This is a genomic window from Paenibacillus sp. J31R109 (assembly GCF_059692055.1).
The window spans coordinates 1-18,982 of record NZ_JCAUAR010000015.1 but is presented as its reverse complement, the minus strand read 5'-3'; the positions used below and the strand labels follow the sequence as shown (position 1 = coordinate 18,982).

Sequence of the window (18,982 nt, the reverse complement as noted above, 5' to 3'; positions counted from 1 at the left end):
TCTTATTTTTGTTAATAATTAAACGTTGAAACGGAAATGCATAACGTCGCCGTCATTTACCACGTACTCTTTACCTTCAAGGCGTACTTGCCCTTTTTCTTTCGCACCTGCCATGGATCCAGCAGCAGCTAAATCGTGATAAGAAACAACCTCTGCACGAATAAATCCACGTTCAAAATCCGTATGAATCACGCCAGCTGCTTGCGGAGCTTTCGTTCCTTTACGAATCGTCCATGCTCTAACTTCTTGAACCCCAGCTGTGAAATACGTGTACAAACCGAGTTTGCGGTAAGCTGCCTTAATCAATCTATTCAAGCCGGACTCTTGAAGTCCCAACTCTTCCAGGAACATCGCTTTTTCTTCGTCTTCCAACTCAGCAATTTCGGATTCAACCTTCGCACTAATAGAAACAACTTCGTTGTTTTCTTTTTCTGCGAATTCCTTCACAATTTTAACGTATGCATTGTCATCCGCAGTTGAAACTTCATCTTCACTAACGTTTGCCGCGTAAAGCACTGGCTTCATCGTCAATAAGTGAAGATCGCGAACTAGAAGGCGCTCATCGTCTGTCAAATCCAAGCTGCGTGCTGGCATATCATTATATAAGGCTTCTTTGATACGTTCCAAACACTCAACTTCGGCTACCACTTTCTTGTCGCCGCCTTTGAGGTTTTTGCGTGAACGCTCGATTTTTTTATCAACCGACTCAATGTCTGCCAAAATCAATTCAAGATTAATCGTCTCGATGTCGCCAATCGGATCGACTTTCCCAGAAACGTGAGTAATATTATCATCCTCAAAACAACGGACAACATGCACAATCGCATCAACTTCGCGGATGTGTGCTAGAAATTTATTTCCAAGGCCCTCGCCTTTGCTCGCACCCTTAACTAAACCCGCAATGTCAACGAATTCGAATGCTGTCGGCACGATGCTCTTAGGCACAACGATTTCTACCAGCTTCTGCAATCTCTCGTCTGGTACTTCTACTACCCCAACATTCGGATCGATCGTACAGAACGGATAATTCGCAGATTCTGCCCCCGCCTGTGTAATTGCATTAAACAATGTCGATTTTCCTACGTTCGGTAGACCGACGATACCTGCTTTCAAAGCCATTGTCGTTACAACTCCTTAATTTTCGAAGATCATCCTTCTTATTATATAGTACTTGGAGGGCAAAAAAAAGCCTGCAAGCTATTGATTAGCTCCAGACTTTTTTTCCAATGCTTTTTTGTACTCTTCATCCCGCTTCTGTTCGAAGTAGGTTTGGATCTGATTTCGCAGAATAAAACCGCGCAGCGCATTGCTTTGTTCCGCAGGAACGCTCTCGAAGCTAGCTCCGTAGTAGTAGCTGCCCTCTTGCTTTTCTTTCCTTATAATTTCCAACATACAAGGCATTTCGAAGCCTAAATCGAGCTGTACTTGTAACTGACATTTTTTATGTAGAATGGCATCAATCATGGAACTATCGTTAATCGTGAAACCAAGTCCATTCATCGAAATATTTTTTATTGAAATCTCAATGGCTTGTTCAAGCTGATACTGTTCTTTCTGTTGGATATTCTGAAACCCAAAAATTTGTCCTATGTTTTTCACATTCACCCGCGGGAACTCCCGTTTCTCCGAAAACTTCTTTCGATTCTCCGGGGGATTAATCACAATGAGCGAACCAGGCTCTCTAGCCACGACTGTCGTATCAAGAACAAAAAGACCCGATTTGGTGTATAGCGTCATTTTGGCCTTATCCCCAAGTTGAAACACTTCATATTCCGGCAACTCGATCTCCATGATATCGCCTTGTGCATAGGTAAGGATACCTGTAGACACAAAATCATCCTTCGCTAAAACAGCCCTAGAATCGATTAATACTTCCGCGTCAAATCCTTCTTTGCTCCCATACCGTTTCAAAGTATCCTGATTCATCGCCATGCTCACCTTCACCTCTCCCTCTATCGGACGAATGGATTCCACAGCACAATTCCGCACAAAATAGACTGCTCCTCTTCAATATGAAAGGGAACAGCCTATACCTTAATCAAAAAAAAGCATCGATTTTCGGTAACCAGGCTGTCATAGTTCCTTAGAACCGTAGACCCTCAGCTTTGCGTCCTTGCTTTTCAACAAGTTTGCTATTGTCGAACCCTGCTATGCTATTCAATTTAGTCTTTGTTTATGGTCTAAAAGACCCACTATTACCACCATTATACGTAGCCTGGATATTTCTTTCAACTAAAATCCTTGCATGGGCGATGTTTTTATTGTATGAATGTGTAGTGGAATGAATATCCACAGGTTTATAAGTTATCCACATTGTTATCCACAGCTTGTTAACAACGAATATCTGTTCGGATTTTTATGCACATGTGGATAAACTATTATTGCGAGGTGTCCCCCTGTGGATCAACATATCCCCTGGATGCAAGAAGCGATTGGCGAGGCGCTTAAAGCTGAAGCCATCCGTGAAGTACCGATAGGCGCAGTCGTCGTCTATCAAGGTCAAATCATAGGCCGCGGTTATAATTTACGCGAAACCACCCTAGATCCTCTCGCACATGCAGAGATGATTGCTATTAAACAAGCGAGCGAGCATCTGCAAGCCTGGCGCCTTCTCGACTGCCAGCTCTATGTGACGCTGGAACCTTGTCCGATGTGCGCAGGTGCCATCGTGCAAGCACGAATACCGCAGGTGATTTACGGAACAGTGGATCCGAAGGCTGGCTGCGCTGGGACGTTGATGAACTTACTGCAGGAGGACCGATTCAATCATCGTGTCGATGTGGTTAGTGGCGTTTTGCAAGAGGAATGTTCAACGATGTTAACGCAGTTCTTTCGAAAATTACGGGGAAAAGCGTAGGCGTTCAGCCGTTTGAAGTGTGTCCTGGCTGTAAGGCCTCGGCTAACTCTACCAGCTTGCTCATCGTATTCCAATTTCGCGTCGTCGTGCGATCGCCAAGTTTCTGAATGTTGCTCGCCAGCTTCGAATCCAACACACTTTGCCGAAACAGAAAATATATTGTGCAGCCCTGTATCTGAAACTCATCGACTTCACTCTGTCCCTTGGATAAGATGTCGGTGAATGTCGGCGGGGCTTCTTCCGTTAGTACGGAAATTTGAATGCTCTCCCCTTCGGACAAGTCATCTGCGTCATAAGGACAATTCCCTACAAGTTCAGCTAGCTCCGCTGCGGTGCGCAAAATAACGGGTAGGCGCTACGCCAGCCGCATCGCTAATTGCTTTTTCAATACGTGGTCTTAGTGACTCACTTGGCTCCTCCGATTGAAACAACACATTGCCACTTTGCAAATACGTCTGTATGTGTGCTAATCCTATGGCCTCTAGTGTCTTTTTCAAGTCGGCCATTTTGATCTTATTTTTGCCTCCTACATTAATCCCGCGCAGAAAACCTACGTAAACCGTCATTGTGACATGCCTCCCTTACTTCAATTGTATGGAACGTATGAGGAAGAAGATGATCGTGCCAAACAGTATCAACAGGATGAAGCCTAACCCCCATAAATTTAGCTCCGCATTGCCTTCTTTTGCACTCTGTATAATAGACCACTCAATAAACATAAACAGAATGAGGATTATCGTCTTCATACTATGGATGAGCAAACGCGCATTCTGGTATTGCCCTCGGGCATTCTGAGCGGTAATAGCAGTTAGATAATTGTACACGTGAGGGACCTTGCTTAAGAGCGTCAAGCCAACATAGATGATAACTCCAATAAGCGGTACGGCCATTAGGCTCATTTTGTTCCCCCAGCCATCGATCTCCCCTTTCCCGTTAAAATGCATCGGAATTCGCTCGGGCATATCGCGCCACTCGTAGGCAACATATGCGATCATACTTATGATTACGAGCAAAGAAATGACATCAAGTATAGTTTCAACTTTGGATCTGCCGAGTTGGATCACGGGACGTTGCTCCATACAACACCTACTTTCTATTAGGTTAACAACAGATTACGGTAGTGCTATTTATTTCTTTACCCACTATGTACATTCCTTACTCATACGAAACCTCCTGCTTGCACATGGGTTAAAATGGGTTGCACTTCAAAAACATCTCGTGTTAGAATGACGATACTATGCGCCCGTAGCTCAGCAGGATAGAGCAACAGTTTCCTAAACTGTAGGTCGTACGTTCGAATCGTATCGGGCGCGTATCGTTTTTCTCACAAAGCAAACATACTTTAAAAAGGGATTTCAACTTAGGTTGGCAATCCCTTTCTTTGTTTTGGATTCATAATCGAAAGGAGTCCTCACTCCGATGACAACTCGCGCTATCTCATCTTACCGGATCCCGCTCTTCTGCGCGGTCACGATGCTTTTCTGGATGTCCATGTACACCAGCGTTCCGATCATGGCGCCTTATGTAGAGTTCCTTGGGGGAAGCCACCAGTTAGCAGGTTGGATTGTAGGTATGTACGGCATCTCGCAGATGCTGCTCCGCATACCCGTAGGCATTATGTCGGATCGTTTTCATAAAAGAAGACTGTTCATTACCTTCGGCCTTCTCTTCACTGCCATTACCGGAATTGGGCTGTGGTTCACGCACGATTTTACTTGGATTCTAATCCTCCGCGCACTCGCAGGGGCAGCCGCAGCGACATGGGTTGATTTTACAGTGCTATTCACGAGCTATTACAAGCATGAAGAATCAACGAAGGCGATTGGCACCATCTCCTTTTTCAACTCACTCGGTCAGGTGCTTGGTATCCTAAGTGCCGGCTGGGCAGCAGACAAGCTGGGGTGGGAATCGGTATTTATCTTAGGTGCAGTACTGGGCCTCCTTGGCATGATCGGCTCATTCTTCCTCATTGAAAAAGTCGAGAAAGACGCTCCGAAAATTACGTTACGCGGCATTGGCGACGTGGCGACAGATCGTACGCTCCTCTTCGTGTCGTTGCTTGCCATTCTATCGCAGGTATTGATTTTTGCTACGGTTTTCGGCTTTACACCGGTCTATGCCATGCAGCTCGGAGCAGACAAATTCTCGCTCTCCTTGTTGTCCTTATTTGCTAACGTTCCTGTTGCGCTAGCCTCCTTGTTCGGGGGACGACGATGGGCGATCCGTTATGGAGAGAAGCGCATGGTTGTAGTTGGCTTTCTGCTCATGGGGATATTCACCTTTACGGTTCCGTTCACTCATCATCTCTGGCTGCTTATGGTCACGCAAGCATTGGCAGGCTTTGGTCGCGGACTTTCATTTACATTACTCATGGGCATGAGCATTAAGCATATGCCTGCGGATAAGCGCGCAACAGCCATGGGCTTCTTCCAAGCCATATATGGGCTCGGGATGTTCGTAGGGCCAGTCCTTATGGGCATCATTGGTGACTATTTTTCACTCAATCAGGGCTTTATTGTACTCGGTATCCTCGGTGCTTTCAGTGCACTTCTCGCTTATCTGTTCGTTCAAAACGCAGCTAAGAAACGGCCACTAACGGCTAACAACTCTACGATTGCGCAATGATAGTAAGGGCATTCCGCGAATTGGTTATAAGGTATCGTCCAAAGACATAGAAAAAAAGAACCCATAAGGGTTCTTTTTTCTGTCGGCATTGATGATATTTCTTTGAACCTTGTTACACATAAAACCTAAGTTAAATCTGCGTATAAAACACGGTAAGTGTCTTTAGCACATCGCCCTCCAGCCTGATTATAACAGGTAGAAAAGTCCTCTTTGCAACGGTTGTTTCGCTTTCGCTAATTGCTCCAACGGAACCACACCTCTCTGCTTGCCGACAATAATAGTATGACCGATTTTTGTTTTTCTAATCATATTATTTTTAAAAATTTCGTTGCCCGTTATCCGCCGTGTCCATGACCTTCTGCAGCGTGTCCGCCATGATGATTCTGATTCTTCACTTTCTTAGAACCAGACAGTGGCTCCTGATTGCCACCCGCATTGTTTCGATTCTTTACATTGCCATTATTAACAAGATTGTCACCTGCGGAATAGTTTTTAGGTTTAGACATGGCTCTTCATCCTCTCTGTTACGAGTTTGTTCCTTCGTGATTTAGAGCATCTTGATGCCTATGGTCGTTGACCTTCTGCTGGATTTGCTGCGCATTATGCGCGTTCGCCGGATTCGCATCTAGATCCTTAGCCACATTTTGCAGGTTCTTATCTGCACTCTTTTGCTTCGTCATCAAGGTGTCCTCCTTCTATTAAGCGTTCGTAACCTTCTGCAATGCCTGCGCACACTCATGAATATGCCGCACATAATCATCGATTAGCGACTGTATCACACCACTTCGTTCGTCAATATGCGTCGTTCCTTGCTGTACATCGGTTAGTTCAACCTTCACTTCTCTGGCGTCCACATACGTCACTTTAAAATCAAACGAATAGCCGGTATGCCCCGCCGTCATAATGTGCACTCGGACAGCGTCGGCATCGCCTTCATCTGCCCATACCCTTGTTGTATCGGCAGGCTGGAGAACGGTGGGCATGACGCGCATCCACTCTTTCACGATTTCAGCTTGATCCACGCTAGGCTTATCTGATTTGCTCATAGGTAACACCTCCACATGATTAAAATGCGGAAGCCGCCTGTCTTTTATCCATGTAAAAAAACACCTACTCCCCGGCACGAATGAGAAATCGTGCTTTGGAATAGGTGTTAAGATTAGCTAACTATTGAATCATTTGCTGCCAAAGCATACCCAACATCTTAGCCGCCTCTTCACGTGAAGCGAAATCCTTCGGTGCGAATCGATTGCCGGATTTCCCAGAAATAATGCCAGCTTGCTGCATCGCTTTCGCTGCATCTACAGCGAAGGCAGGGATCTCAGCGCCATCTGCAAATGTTGACGTGACCGCAACTTGCGGCAAACTAAACTTTTGCAGCGCGGCGAACCTAGCAATCATCGTTACTATTTGCTCACGCGATATGTTAGCTGCTGGTGCAAATTCACCTGCGCGTACGCCGCTTGTAATGCCATTCTCGGATGCCCATTGTACAGCCTGGGCATAATAGCTGTCCGCCTTCACATCGTTGAAGGTACCCGCTTTATACGCGCCTAGATTTGCGCCCGCCATGCGAGCGAGCATCAGGGTGAAATCCGCACGGGTAATTTGTGCAGCCGGCGAGAATTCACCTTCTGCTGTTCCGTTGATCATATTGCGAGCGGCTAGATAAGTTATATAGCTCTTCGCGAAGCTTCCTGACGTATCTCCGAACGTAACAGGTGCATACCCCACCGCGTATTGTGAAAAGTGGCTTACTTTAAAAATTAGCGTGCCTGTAGCGGCATCGAAATAGCTGTTCGTCACTTTTACAAGCTCACCGTTATCAGCGATGTAGTAGGCTACAATGGCATTCGTGTCCTCATTAGCTGCCGGTTTATAGGGAACTTGGACCTCTACCGTACCGCCATTAAAGCTCGAAACCGTTTTGCCGCCTGCTGTAATCGTAAAGTCGAAAACTGGGCGACCACTTACCGCGGCTTCCAGCTCTTCCTTAGCAGCTGGGGTCCAACCTTGCGTTGCTGCCTGAACGTCCGCTTTGCGGATCGAAATATCTACTGTACCGCTTGTCACGGCTCCCTGCACAGCACCCATGGCCTGTTTGTCTAAAGAAATCTGAGCAAGTCCTGCTGACAACGTCAGCGTATCTGCTGAGCTGCTTGCAATGAGTCCAAAAGCCTCGGTTGGCAGACTGACCACGGCTTCCTTTGCCGCAGGGTCTACAACCGTTTTAATTTCTAACACTGAATCCTTGCCAGTCACCTGACTATCTGCCACTTTCGCAAGCGCATCCGTTACTTGCTTGCTTGTTACTGCGGCTGTGGCCTTCCCAGTGCTGTCTAACGAGCTTTTTACATCCGTTGTCGTCTTAATAGTCGTATCGCTCTTCTCTACTGTGCTTGTCGCTTCTGGTGCGACTGGAGCCGCCCCTGTCCCGCTTCCGCTAGAGTTGGAGCCCTCTCGATTAACGCTAATCTTATATGTCTTTGTCGATTGATCCTGTGCCGTAACCACGATCGTGACCGCATTGCTGCCTACAGCCAAATCTATCGTACGAGGTGTTGGCCCTGCATAGGCAGTTCCGTTCACAGTCATCGTGGCCGCTGGGTCAATTGCTGCTGGAGCCACTGTCATCGCGTATACACTGTTTCCAACACTCATAGCATAATCTGTTTGTTTACTGTTAAAGGAGGGTGAGATTGTTCCCCCCACGACCGATAATGCACTCAAATCTGCAATATCAATCAAATTAGCAGCACTCACATTTTTAAATTGATTGTAGTCAGCCTCCACTTGCTTGGCGTAATCTTCACCTAAGTTGACAATTGTATCTCTGATGGTACTCCAGTCGGTGTTCAACACAGTAAGGGCATTCACTTCAAAATTGTAACCTAAATTGCGATCAGCACGTGCATGCGCATAAGCATAGGCCATAGCGGACGCCTTTAAGAAATCTTTGTATGCATTAAAATCAGCGAACTTACTATCATCGTAATCTCGATCAAAAGCTGAGATCTTTCGAATCAAAAACGTTTTGGCAGCGCCATTCAACTCGCCGACAAACGGATCATCAACGGAAGACAACTCGTCATATGCTTTTTTCGCACGGGAAGCGTCTTTACCTACATAGGCTGAATAATCTAGATTCACAAAAGTGTTCCCCAACAAGGCAGGAGCTTTCTGCTGCTTTACATCCAGAATGAGGTCATCATTCGTTCCCGTAGTAGCACCCTCGATTAATACGAAATAGCGCCTAACCCCGATGCTGCCAAGTCCTTTTTCAATAACCCGCGCAATATCTTTAATGGCAAAGTATTGATCCTTGGATGCTGCGGATAATCGTGTTTGGTTTACATATCCGGACCAGTTGGCTCTGATCTCATTCTCTTCGGCGGGAGTGACGGCAAGCAGCTTCTCATCAGCCGTTGTCGAACTTGTCGGAGCTGCTATTTCTATAAAGCTGCGCTCGCCATTCACCACTTTGGTAAGTCCTTTAATCTTCTTAGCCGTGTTAACGTCAAGCACATCTTTATTCGTAAGATTATCTAGTAGACCTTCACTCGTCGAATTCCCGTAGAAGATTTTCAACATATAATCGGTGTTGGAAAATCCGTTTGAGAGCAAGAAATTTTCATCGATTTTAGCTGAGTTCTCGCTATCGTTTTCTTGAACACTTGCCAGCGTTGATTTATACTGCTCCAAAAAGTCCTTAGCCGCTTGACGAGTATCCGCAGCGCTTGTACTCTTAGTGCCGCTAACATCATCTTTCGTATTATAAATACTTGCAACAAAACGGATCAAATCGAAATAGAATGGGGCTACGAGCGATTCATCCGGATCATTGAGATCAAAATAAGGTTGCCCGTCATTATGATCGAAGAAGCCGACATTACGCGTATGAGCATCGCCTTCAATCCACGTGTTGACGCCGTTCCACGTTGACCAAGCTTGTGGGACAGGGATGATCGATCCTAAATCCTGATAAAATAGCGGGCTGTTACCACGGAAGAACTTATGCGGTTTCGCAGCCATTTCCGAGTACTTATAGTTTTTATCATAGACGTCTGAATGAAAGGCATTAGCTTGTTTTAGTGCTGTAACAATCGTATTTTTGCGGGCAGTATCGTTAAGTAGCGGTGCTGCCGGTCGCTTGACAGTAATCCCGGAAATCGCATCTGAATCTTCGCTAGCCCCCGTAGTTACAGCTTCTTTTTTCATCGTAATCGCAAGAATAACATCATTTAGAATCGGCCGTGCAGCTGTTCCGCCGATTGTAAAGGTCACTGTTTTGTTTCCATCACCAACTGCTGTAATCGTTAATCCATTTAGCGAAGTGCTACCTGTTACTACGTAATCAGATTGATTTAAATGACCATTTTTCACAATGCCATTTCCTAGTGTAATAACAAAGGTACTGTCTGTTGTCGATACAGACGTGGATGTAGCCATTTGAACCGTGGCATCTGTGACTGTCCCTGTTACCTTGGTAACTCCTCCAAACTTCAGTAGGGTCATTCCCGTAATGGCATCAGACGGCCCGTAGATCCCTCCTTGAAAGGCTGAAGGAAGCAGGGTAACGGACAAAGGCGTATCTACTACGACATCTGTGCTTGCTTGTCCCGTGATCGTGAACGTCATGACACTTCCAACCGCAGTAGCCGAAACGGATAAACCAGCTGGCAAATTGCTAATTGTAAAATCTGTGCTAGGTATCAACGTAGCTTTGGGTACCCCATATGTAGCTGTAAGCTGAAAAGTAGCATTCGAAGAATCGATAGCCACAAGTGAACCCATGGAAACTGTGTTATCCGAAGGATTAGCAACCGCTGTTGCAAATGGCTCTATTCTAGAAGCACTATTTTGCGGATTTACTTGCGAATTGTTGGCCGTTACTTCAAAATCTAAAGAATTATTCCCAACCTCGTAACCATTCCCAGCATTAAGACCACTTCCTGCTGGAGTTGAGCTGTAAGCACTAAGCGTGCTTAAGAAAGTTCCGTCTGTTGGATTTACCGCTTTGCGAATAATACTTTTTTGAGCACTGCCACCTGGTGCAGCTGCAACTTTAAAAATACTCGCTCCTCCGTACCCAATCAAATCTACAATGTTTCCTCCTGAGCTTGCACTGAAATCAAAATCTGCTGTGCTGCTCAGAAGTGCAACAACTCCGCCATCCTTATTCATGTTTAAGTTAGTATCCGTCGCATCGGCACCCTCAATCTCTTTGCCGGATCCCGTGCTATACGCTGATGTCCAAGGTCCTACGCCAAGTTTAATTAAGTAATAGCCGTGAGGCTGAATATCTCCAGCAAGAGATACCTTTGCTCGATACACACTGTCCGTTACACTCGTCGTAGTGTCCTGGCCAGCTGTATTGGCCTTTAGGAATTGAACGCTCCACGTATCCAAACTTTGTACACTATTGGTTGGATTATAAAGCTCAATGAAATCATTCTTGTAAGGAGAATCTTTATTATGGGCCCCACCACCAAATATTTCACTAATAACAATATGATTCGCAGCTGCAGCTTCTGCCTTTTGCAAAGTCCCTGGCAAGTATCCGATGTTACAAACGATGGCTGCAATAAGTGCTGCTATGATTGACTTTTTAAGCTTCAGTTTCACTTTTTTCACTCCTCTTATCATGGATAATCTCGTCCATTATAAGAAAAGCACCACCTACAAAATACCCATTTTCCGTTAAATTATCATGTAGATTTTGTAAAGCATATATTACTTTTATCCTTTGCCCTTCGAAAAATAAAAACAAAAAAAGCCACACGATTTCGAGAATCGCATGACTCTTTGGTTGGGTATTACCTTGGCTACGGAGAGGGTGGGATTCGAACCCACGGAGACCTTGCGACCTCGGCGGTTTTCAAGACCGCTGCCTTAAACCACTCGACCACCTCTCCACGATAGGCGTCCCCGATTAGGGAGACGACCTTGTGCAGTGACAAAAAGCATTGTAGCACATAATCATTACTCGATGCAAGTACTTATTTTTTCGTGATTACTTTCACGTTGTTCATGTACGGTACTAACACGTCTGGCACAACGATTGATCCATCCGCTTGCTGATAATTTTCAAGAATCGCAGCCACTGTACGGCCTAAAGCTAAGCCTGATCCATTCAGCGTATGTACGAATTCCGGCTTCGCCTTCGCATCGCGGCGGAAGCGAATATTCGCTCTGCGCGCTTGGAAGTCTTCGAAGTTACTGCAGCTGGAGATCTCGCGATATGCTCCGCTGTTTGGCAGCCATACTTCTAGATCGTACGTCTTCGCAGATGTGAAGCCAATATCGCCTGTGCAGAGTGACAACACGCGGTAAGGGAGCTTCAGAAGCTGTAGGACGCGCTCAGCATGCCCTGTAAGCTTCTCCAACTCTTCATATGAGTCTTCGGGCTTAACAAGCTTTACGAGCTCAATTTTGTTGAATTGGTGCTGTCTGATTAAACCACGTGTATCGCGGCCAGCGGATCCTGCTTCCGAACGGAAACAAGCACTGAACGCTACGAAATTAACCGGCAGCTGTTCATTCGTTAGAATATCTTCACGATGATAATTCGTGACGGGTACTTCTGCTGTCGGAATCAAGAAATATTCCGAATTCTCAACCTTGAACACATCTTCCTCAAACTTCGGAAGTTGTCCTGTTCCCGTGAGGCTGTCACGGTTAACGATATAGGGAGGCAGCATTTCTTCATAGCCATGCTCATCGCTGTGCAGGTCCATCATGAAGTTGATTAATGCCCGCTCTAGACGAGCCCCCAACCCTTTGTAAAAAACGAAACGCGAACCCGTTACCTTCGCCGCTGCTTCGAAATCCAAGATGCCCAAGTCCTGCGCTACTTCCCAATGCGGCTTCACTTCGAAATCGAAAGATGGAATATCGCCAATGCGGCGTACTTCCACGTTCTCTTCTTCCGTACGGCCTACAGGTACGCTGGCATGCGGCATATTCGGAATGGAGAGAAGAACCTGTTGCAATGACTCGTCCAAGACACGAATTTCGTCATCAAGCTCTTTAATGCGGTCTCCGACCACTTTCATTTCTTGAATCAGCTCATCCGCATTTTCACCGGATCTCTTACGCCCCGCCACCTCTTGGGAAACGGTGTTGCGGCGATTCTTCAGCTGTTCCGTTTCTTGCAGCAGCTCTCTGCGCTTCACGTCTAGCTCTGTGAAACCATTAAGCTCCTCGATCTGCTTACCGCGGTTTTGCATGGCAGCTTGTACAGCTGCTAAATCACTTCGAAGTAACTTTACATCAAACAAGGAGATTCCTCCGTTAGCGCAAAATGGTTTATATATGGAAGCAAGCACCCATACCGGCAATCCGGTTAACTCGGGGTGCTTGAACCGTTAATTATGCTTGGCTTTGCTTTACCATGTCTAAGAAATAACTGTGCAGACGGAAATCGTCCGTCAGCTCTGGGTGAAAGGACGCCGCAAGAAGATGCCCTTGCTGCGCGGCGACGATTTGGCCGTCATACGTGGCCAATACATCCACATCTGGTCCCACTTTCTCAATAAGTGGGGCGCGAATGAATACCGCGCGAACGTTCTCGTCAATGCCTTTGATCGGCAAGTCCGTCTCAAAGCTTTCGCGTTGACGACCGAACGCGTTGCGAGCCACCGTAATGTCCATCAGCTCTAGATGAGCTTCTGGTTGTCCGGTGATCTCTTTCGCGATGACAATCAACCCCGCGCAGGTGCCGAATACCGGCTTGCCTGCCGCAGAGAACTCACGTAACGCATCGATGAAGCCATACGTACGCATAAGCTTACCAATCGTCGTGCTCTCTCCGCCAGGAAGAATAATGCCATCTAGCTCAGCTAGCTGCTCGGTGCGTTTCACAACGACACCTTCAGCGCCTGCTTTTTCAATGCCTCGGATATGCTCCGCTACCGCGCCTTGCAGCGCGAGAACCCCAATCTTCGTCATTACCAGCCGCGCTCCTGCATACGCTCGGAAGCTTGAAGCTTGGAAATTTCGATTCCCTTCATAGGGGTACCTAGGTTTTTGGAAATTTCAGCGATCAATTTGAAATCCGTGTAGTGCGTTACCGCTTCAACGATCGCTTTTGCGAACTTCTCTGGGTTATCGGATTTGAAAATACCGGATCCAACGAATACACCATCAGAACCAAGGTGCATCATCAACGCTGCGTCAGCAGGTGTAGCCACACCGCCAGCTGCGAAGTTAACAACAGGCAATTTACCTGTTTGGTGAACTTGAAGCATCAACTCGTAAGGAGCGCCAATTGTTTTCGCTTCGAACATCAATTCGTCCAAAGACATGCTTTGAACTTTACGGATTTGACCTTGAATTTGACGCATGTGACGAACTGCTTCTACGATGTTGCCTGTTCCTGGCTCACCCTTCGTACGAAGCATGGAAGCTCCTTCACCGATACGACGCAAAGCTTCGCCAAGATCGCGGCAACCACAAACGAAAGGTACAGTAAAATCACGTTTGTTGATGTGGAATACTTCATCCGCAGGAGTCAGTACTTCACTCTCATCGATATAGTCAACGCCTAGGGATTCAAGAACCTTCGCTTCAACGAAGTGCCCGATTCTTGCTTTCGCCATGACTGGAATGGATACAACTTTCATAACATCTTCAACAATTGTTGGATCCGCCATGCGGGATACGCCACCAGCTGCACGAATATCAGCGGGTACGCGCTCAAGTGCCATAACAGCGGACGCACCAGCTGCTTCAGCGATTTTAGCTTGCTCGGCGTTCATAACGTCCATGATGACGCCGCCTTTTTGCATTTCAGCCATACCAGTTTTAACGCGGGAAGTTCCTGTTTCCATTCTTTATTTCCTCCTATAGCTTGTATGCCAATTTCGTTGCAGTTCCCTACACGATTCGATAATAAACTTCTAAACAATAATTTTACATGAAGGATGGGCAATATACAACCCATTTTCTGGCCTAAGAGCCGCCTTTGATCCCATTAAACATATCACTGAAGAAGTTTTTAATGGATCGGAACAGCAGTCGGATCCAGCTTCCTTTTTCTACATCTCCGTCCGCAATCAATTCTACGGTTTTTTCTTGACCGTTGTAGGTTACTCTTACCTTGCCAAGCGTGTCGCCTTTCGCAATTGGAGCTACGAGCTTAGCTTCTTCAACAGACTCAGCCGTCACTTGGAAATCAGTATCTTTCGCGCCTTTTCTAGCTACGAACGTTAGACCTGTTTTCGTAACAAGAGGTACTTCCATTTGTACACCCTTCTTAATGTTCACACTTTTCAAAGAATCTATCGTCTGTTTTGCATTTAAGAATGGTTTCATCTCAAAATTGTTAAATGCATAGTCCATCAGCTTGCGTGTTTCATTGAAACGCTCTGGTTCCGTTTTCGTCCCCATAACAACCGTAATCATACGCATCCCATTGCGTTCTGCCGTTCCAGTGAAGCAGTAGCCCGCATCATCCGTAGAACCGGTTTTCAAGCCATCTAATCCTGGATACGCATACTTCTTAAAGTTGGTGTTCGTTGAATTCCCTTCAAGCATCCAGTTCCAGTTGATCATCGCTGTTTTATCTGTTGCTCTAAGCTTCAAGGAAGGGATTTTCGTAAATTCTAGAATTTCTTTGTGGTCTTTCAAAATATTATAAGCAAGAATCGCCGCATCGCGAGCTGTCATCTTCGTCTCACCCTCAATGGAAGCGGGTGGGTTCTTGAGATCAGCACGTGAAAGTCCAGTCGCACTAATAAAATGAGCTTTATCTGACATGCCAAGCTGTTTCGCTTTATCGTTCATCATTTTCGCAAAATTCTCTTCTGTACCGCCAAGTAATTCTGCAAAAGCCACAGAAGCATCGTTCGCGGAATAAATAGACATCGCATTGAACATATCTTTGAACGTCAACGTTTCATTCTCGGCAATCAACTGACCAGAACCAATGACATCCGCCGCATTCTTCGTAGCTGTCACAGGTGAGTCCCATTTGAATTTGCCTTCTTTAATGCTCTCCATGGCCAAATACTCGGTCATCATCTTCGCCATACTTGCTGGTGGGAAAGCTTCATCCGCGTTCATTTGAAACAGGACAGCTCCTGTGCTAGCTTCCATGATGATTGCAGATTTAGCTGCTACTTGAGGTTCATTCAGTGCCGGTGCAGGCGTCGTTGCTGCATTAGGAGCAGGCGTTGTCACCGCTGCAGGCTTTGGGGTTGCCGAAGGAGAAGGCGATGCCGCATAGGTTGGTTGTATATGTAAAAGTAAGGATTGAGCAATTAAGCTAACACCTAACACCAAAGCAACCTTTTTCTTTGTAAAACGTAAAAATCTCACAATTTCACTCTCCCTAAATGATGTTGGACATAATATAAGACACGTTATATTGTAACACACCCCATTAGACAAAAAAAAGAAAACGTGGGTTCAAATCCCACGCCTCCAATTATATCCATATTGTGACACTTTATAGTGAGCTTTTCGCCCGAGCTAAAAGTCTATCATCTACATCGAGTAATTCGGTGCTTCTTTTGTAATTTGAATATCATGCGGATGGCTTTCTTTCAAACCTGCCCCCGTAATACGAACAAATTGCGTATCATGAATTAATTCTTGAATGTTGCGTGCTCCGCAATACCCCATACCTGAACGAAGTCCACCTACCAGTTGATACACCGTATCGGCCATTGGCCCTTTATAAGCCACACGACCTTCGATGCCCTCTGGCACAAGCTTGCTCTCGTTCTCTTGGAAATAACGATCCTTGCTGCCTTCTTTCATTGCGCCTAGGGAACCCATTCCGCGATATACCTTGAACTTACGCCCTTGGAAAATCTCAGACTCACCCGGGCTCTCATCCGTTCCCGCAAAAAGGCTGCCGATCATAACCGCGCTAGCTCCCGCTGCGATCGCTTTAACCACATCACCGGAGTACTTAATACCGCCATCAGCGATAATCGGAACACCGAATTCAGCCGCTGCTTGTGCACAATCATATATCGCCGTAATTTGAGGAACACCGATCCCTGCGATAATACGGGTCGTACAGATCGAACCAGGACCGATTCCGACTTTTACCATGGACGCTCCAGCCTTAATTAAATCGCGTGTACCATCACCTGTTGCCACGTTACCAGCGATAATCGGAAGCTCTGGATACTGTGCTCTTAGCTTTTTAACCGTCTCTGCAATATTAATGTGATGTCCATGTGCGGAATCCACTACGATGACGTCAATACCCGCTGTAACAAGCGCTGCGGCTCTCTCAATCACGTCTTTAGATACTCCAACAGCTGCACCTACTAGTAAACGTCCTTGTTTATCTTTGGCCGAGTTAGGGAATTGAATGGCCTTCTCGATATCTTTGATCGTAATTAACCCTTTAAGACCAAAATTCTCGTCTACCAAAGGCAGTTTCTCAATTTTATGTTTCTGAAGGATGCCTTCTGCTTGCTGAAGCGTTGTTCCAACGGGTGCTGTCACAAGCCCTTCTTGCGTCATCACTTCTTTAATTTTAATGGAGTAATCATGTACAAAGCGCAAGTCGCGATTCGTCAAAATACCAACTAAACGATTGCTTTCATTTACAATCGGTACACCCGATATGCGGTATTTCGCCATTAACTCTTCTGCATCATAGACATGATGCTCAGGCGTCAATGAGAACGGGTTCGTGATTACGCCGCTTTCTGACCTTTTGACACGATCAACGTGCTCAGCTTGTAGCTCGATGGACATATTCTTATGAATAATTCCGATACCGCCTTCACGAGCCATAGCAATCGCTAGCGCAGACTCCGTCACTGTATCCATAGCCGAGCTGATAAAAGGAATATTTAATTTTACACCAGGTGCCAGTTCCGTCGAAATGTCGATCTCCTTACCGAACACTTCTGACTTTCTCGGAACTAACAATACATCATCGAACGTTAAACCTTCTTTGCCAAACTTATCTTCTCTCACAGCGTACCATATCCTCCTTAAAGCCCTCTAACTGAAAGCTTGATTCATAAGCTTCTATTTCATTCTTCCGTGTATGATTGCAATCTTAACAAAAGCCCTTTTTTGGTGTCAAGGAAAAGGAAGAGCATCTAGCTCCCCCTCACCTTGAATAAGTCTATTCCGTTAACGATAGGAGTACGTACTACTAGGATTCCATAACAAAAACTGCTCAACCCCCTGCTCCCTCGCCGCTTTGATCTGCTCCTTGACATCTATGTCACCATATTTCTTATGCGGTTTGACCCATGTGGCTGTAAAATCCTGATACCAAGGTCTAATCTGAGCAGTCTGCTGATTGGACCGTGCTAACTGCTTATTTTTCCAATTGGCGTCGTTAACGGCTTGGTGAATGACCGCGTAGGGCTGCAAATCCGGACTTTTGATACCATAAATACCACTCGTGTAGTGAGACGGATACAGCATCGGAGAAATGAAATGTACCTCCTTACTGATCATCCCCCAGTCCTGTCCAATACCCATATCATTCGCCATCGAAGTGGTTAATCCAAACACATCCGCAGAGATGTATGCCTGATCACCAATCCGTCCCTTCGCTGTATGCAAAAAGGTCGCGATATCCTGCGCTTTGCTTAGCTTCTGCGGGTTATCAAAAATGACCTCACGGTCCACCTTCTGCCCATTCTCTGGGAACCTCACATAATCGAACTGAATCTCATCAAAACCGAGTGAAGCTACTTCCTTCGCAATCTGAATATTATAATCCCATACCTCAGTTTTAAAAGGATCTACCCAGGCGATTCCCTTCGGGTCCTTCCAGACAGTTCCATCTTTCTTTTTCATAGCTAATGTACTTTTCTTTTTACTTAAGTAGGGGTCCTTGAACACGACTAATCTGGCAATCGTATAAATATGTTTCTGCTTCAATCTCTGCAACTTATCTTTCAAATCATGTATGATGACATGGCTGTTCGCCCCAATCTCATTAACCAAAGGAACCGTTGATGGGTATGTCACCTGACCTGAATCATTCTTAACATCTATCACCATGGCATTTAGATCGGTTTGCTCTACAAGCTGAATTAATTGCTCAAATTTATCGCCTACGGCCGACCAAGCAGAAACGTAAATACCCTTCACGACCGGTTTACTTGTACTCTGAAAAGAAGGCGTTGCCACCTGGTTTGACGCTGTGCCGATGCTCCCCATATAACTCAAAGCGTGAAGTGGATTTGCTTCTTCCTTCACTTCATCAATCTTAGCTGAGCATCCATTCATCATCAGCGTTACTAACGAACAAAGACACACCCTGCTCATCCATCTCATGCTGCTTGTCGTCCTCATCGTCATCCCTCCTCGTAGGATTAGTATGGTTAAAAAAGCAACATTTACAGATATAAAAAAAAGAGTCTTTCTGGAAATTAATCCAGAAAGACTCTTACTTATTGCTTGGCAACGTTCTACTCTCCCAGAACCCTGCGGTTCAAGTACCATCGACGCTGGAAGGCTTAACGGTCGTGTTCGAGATGGGAACGCGTGGATCCCTTCCGCCATCAT

The 18,982-nt window shown here is 45.9% G+C and carries 17 protein-coding genes, 2 tRNA genes, 1 rRNA gene and 1 riboswitch; of the genes, 3 read left to right on the top strand and 17 right to left on the bottom strand.

The genetic code is table 11. The features are described 5' to 3' along the window. Positions 1 to 18: 18 nt before the first annotated feature. The gene (gene ychF, locus AC58QT_RS27365; RefSeq protein WP_310501138.1) at positions 19 to 1,119 is read right to left on the bottom strand and encodes a redox-regulated ATPase YchF; all 1,101 of its coding nucleotides are present in this window, start codon (positions 1,117 to 1,119) and stop codon (positions 19 to 21) included. Positions 1,120 to 1,197: 78 nt separating this feature from the next. Continuing rightward, positions 1,198 to 1,989, bottom strand: coding sequence for a PilZ domain-containing protein (locus AC58QT_RS27360; protein WP_497411780.1), 792 nt, complete (start codon positions 1,987 to 1,989; stop codon positions 1,198 to 1,200). 68 nt (positions 1,990 to 2,057) lie between these two features. Further along, positions 2,058 to 2,144: riboswitch (cyclic di-GMP riboswitch) on the bottom strand. Positions 2,145 to 2,398: 254 nt separating this feature from the next. Here AC58QT_RS27360 and tadA point away from each other — a divergent pair. Next, positions 2,399 to 2,857, top strand: a complete 459-nt coding sequence (tadA, locus tag AC58QT_RS27355) for a tRNA adenosine(34) deaminase TadA (protein ID WP_397341470.1) — start codon at positions 2,399 to 2,401, stop codon at positions 2,855 to 2,857. Positions 2,858 to 2,861: 4 nt separating this feature from the next. Here the strand turns inward: tadA and AC58QT_RS27350 are convergent, their stop codons facing one another. Genes AC58QT_RS27350 through AC58QT_RS27340 form a run of 3 tightly spaced genes read right to left on the bottom strand, consistent with a single transcriptional unit; the run spans position 2,862 to position 3,936 of the window. Continuing rightward, on the bottom strand, positions 2,862 to 3,197 hold the full coding sequence (locus tag AC58QT_RS27350) for a hypothetical protein (protein WP_497411779.1): 336 nt from the start codon (positions 3,195 to 3,197) through the stop codon (positions 2,862 to 2,864). Further along, positions 3,172 to 3,423: a DUF1697 domain-containing protein gene (locus tag AC58QT_RS27345; RefSeq protein WP_497411778.1), complete on the bottom strand. Its 252-nt coding sequence runs from the start codon at positions 3,421 to 3,423 to the stop codon at positions 3,172 to 3,174. Before AC58QT_RS27345 ends, AC58QT_RS27350 begins: the two co-directional genes overlap by 26 nt. Positions 3,424 to 3,438: 15 nt before the next feature. Continuing rightward, positions 3,439 to 3,936, bottom strand: a complete 498-nt coding sequence (locus AC58QT_RS27340; RefSeq protein WP_497411777.1) for a DUF1648 domain-containing protein — start codon at positions 3,934 to 3,936, stop codon at positions 3,439 to 3,441. A 160-nt stretch (positions 3,937 to 4,096) separates the two neighbouring features. Between AC58QT_RS27340 and AC58QT_RS27335 the strand changes: the two genes are divergently transcribed. Together AC58QT_RS27335 and AC58QT_RS27330 are read left to right on the top strand one after the other, a co-directional pair. After that, positions 4,097 to 4,170 (top strand) — tRNA-Arg (locus AC58QT_RS27335). Between the two features lie 106 nt (positions 4,171 to 4,276). Beyond that, complete coding sequence (locus tag AC58QT_RS27330) at positions 4,277 to 5,482, top strand: MFS transporter (RefSeq protein ID WP_497411776.1); 1,206 nt, start codon at positions 4,277 to 4,279, stop codon at positions 5,480 to 5,482. Positions 5,483 to 5,817: 335 nt separating this feature from the next. Here the strand turns inward: AC58QT_RS27330 and AC58QT_RS27325 are convergent, their stop codons facing one another. The 12 genes from AC58QT_RS27325 to rrf all read right to left on the bottom strand — a co-directional run. After that, entirely contained in the window at positions 5,818 to 5,988 is a 171-nt protein-coding gene (locus AC58QT_RS27325; RefSeq protein WP_157256842.1) for a small acid-soluble spore protein P, read from the bottom strand. An 18-nt stretch (positions 5,989 to 6,006) separates the two neighbouring features. Beyond that, complete coding sequence (locus AC58QT_RS27320) at positions 6,007 to 6,162, bottom strand: hypothetical protein (RefSeq protein ID WP_310501147.1); 156 nt, start codon at positions 6,160 to 6,162, stop codon at positions 6,007 to 6,009. 18 nt (positions 6,163 to 6,180) lie between these two features. After that, positions 6,181 to 6,528: a hypothetical protein gene (locus AC58QT_RS27315; RefSeq protein WP_497411775.1), complete on the bottom strand. Its 348-nt coding sequence runs from the start codon at positions 6,526 to 6,528 to the stop codon at positions 6,181 to 6,183. A gap of 121 nt (positions 6,529 to 6,649) precedes the next feature. Next, a complete protein-coding gene (locus AC58QT_RS27310; RefSeq protein ID WP_497411774.1) occupies positions 6,650 to 11,107 on the bottom strand; it encodes a DUF2252 family protein in 4,458 nt (1,485 codons plus the stop codon). 203 nt (positions 11,108 to 11,310) lie between these two features. Then, positions 11,311 to 11,397: transfer RNA gene (locus AC58QT_RS27305), tRNA-Ser, on the bottom strand. Between the two features lie 84 nt (positions 11,398 to 11,481). Further along, positions 11,482 to 12,762 carry a serine--tRNA ligase gene (gene serS / locus AC58QT_RS27300; protein ID WP_310501151.1) on the bottom strand — a complete coding sequence of 427 codons (1,281 nt, stop codon included), beginning with the start codon at positions 12,760 to 12,762 and terminating at the stop codon, positions 11,482 to 11,484. A 91-nt stretch (positions 12,763 to 12,853) separates the two neighbouring features. Then, on the bottom strand, positions 12,854 to 13,432 hold the full coding sequence (gene pdxT / locus AC58QT_RS27295; protein ID WP_310501152.1) for a pyridoxal 5'-phosphate synthase glutaminase subunit PdxT: 579 nt from the start codon (positions 13,430 to 13,432) through the stop codon (positions 12,854 to 12,856). Then, positions 13,432 to 14,313 (bottom strand): pyridoxal 5'-phosphate synthase lyase subunit PdxS, encoded by an 882-nt coding sequence (pdxS, locus tag AC58QT_RS27290; RefSeq protein ID WP_310501153.1) that lies wholly within the window; start codon positions 14,311 to 14,313, stop codon positions 13,432 to 13,434. The genes pdxT and pdxS overlap by 1 nt, the downstream gene beginning before the upstream one ends. Before the next feature lie 121 nt (positions 14,314 to 14,434). Beyond that, on the bottom strand, positions 14,435 to 15,802 hold the full coding sequence (locus AC58QT_RS27285) for a D-alanyl-D-alanine carboxypeptidase family protein (protein ID WP_497411773.1): 1,368 nt from the start codon (positions 15,800 to 15,802) through the stop codon (positions 14,435 to 14,437). A 168-nt stretch (positions 15,803 to 15,970) separates the two neighbouring features. Beyond that, positions 15,971 to 17,428: an IMP dehydrogenase gene (gene guaB / locus AC58QT_RS27280; RefSeq protein ID WP_497411772.1), complete on the bottom strand. Its 1,458-nt coding sequence runs from the start codon at positions 17,426 to 17,428 to the stop codon at positions 15,971 to 15,973. Positions 17,429 to 17,590: 162 nt separating this feature from the next. After that, positions 17,591 to 18,769 (bottom strand): putative glycoside hydrolase, encoded by a 1,179-nt coding sequence (locus AC58QT_RS27275; RefSeq protein WP_497411771.1) that lies wholly within the window; start codon positions 18,767 to 18,769, stop codon positions 17,591 to 17,593. A 103-nt stretch (positions 18,770 to 18,872) separates the two neighbouring features. Then, positions 18,873 to 18,982, bottom strand: a 5S ribosomal RNA gene (gene rrf, locus AC58QT_RS27270); the annotation flags it as partial.

Excerpts from the sequence above, each read along its gene's own strand:
- AC58QT_RS27315 (WP_497411775.1), bottom strand. The coding sequence starts at position 6,528 with ATGAGCAAATCAGATAAGCCTAGCGTGGATCAAGCTGAAATCGTGAAA.
- AC58QT_RS27325 (WP_157256842.1), bottom strand. The coding sequence starts at position 5,988 with ATGTCTAAACCTAAAAACTATTCCGCAGGTGACAATCTTGTTAATAAT.
- pdxS (WP_310501153.1), bottom strand. The coding sequence starts at position 14,313 with ATGGAAACAGGAACTTCCCGCGTTAAAACTGGTATGGCTGAAATGCAA.
- AC58QT_RS27275 (WP_497411771.1), bottom strand. The coding sequence starts at position 18,769 with ATGAGGACGACAAGCAGCATGAGATGGATGAGCAGGGTGTGTCTTTGT.
- AC58QT_RS27345 (WP_497411778.1), bottom strand. The coding sequence starts at position 3,423 with ATGACGGTTTACGTAGGTTTTCTGCGCGGGATTAATGTAGGAGGCAAA.
- AC58QT_RS27320 (WP_310501147.1), bottom strand. The coding sequence starts at position 6,162 with ATGACGAAGCAAAAGAGTGCAGATAAGAACCTGCAAAATGTGGCTAAG.
- AC58QT_RS27340 (WP_497411777.1), bottom strand. The coding sequence starts at position 3,936 with ATGGAGCAACGTCCCGTGATCCAACTCGGCAGATCCAAAGTTGAAACT.
- AC58QT_RS27330 (WP_497411776.1), top strand. The coding sequence starts at position 4,277 with ATGACAACTCGCGCTATCTCATCTTACCGGATCCCGCTCTTCTGCGCG.
- pdxT (WP_310501152.1), bottom strand. The coding sequence starts at position 13,432 with ATGACGAAGATTGGGGTTCTCGCGCTGCAAGGCGCGGTAGCGGAGCAT.
- ychF (WP_310501138.1), bottom strand. The coding sequence starts at position 1,119 with ATGGCTTTGAAAGCAGGTATCGTCGGTCTACCGAACGTAGGAAAATCG.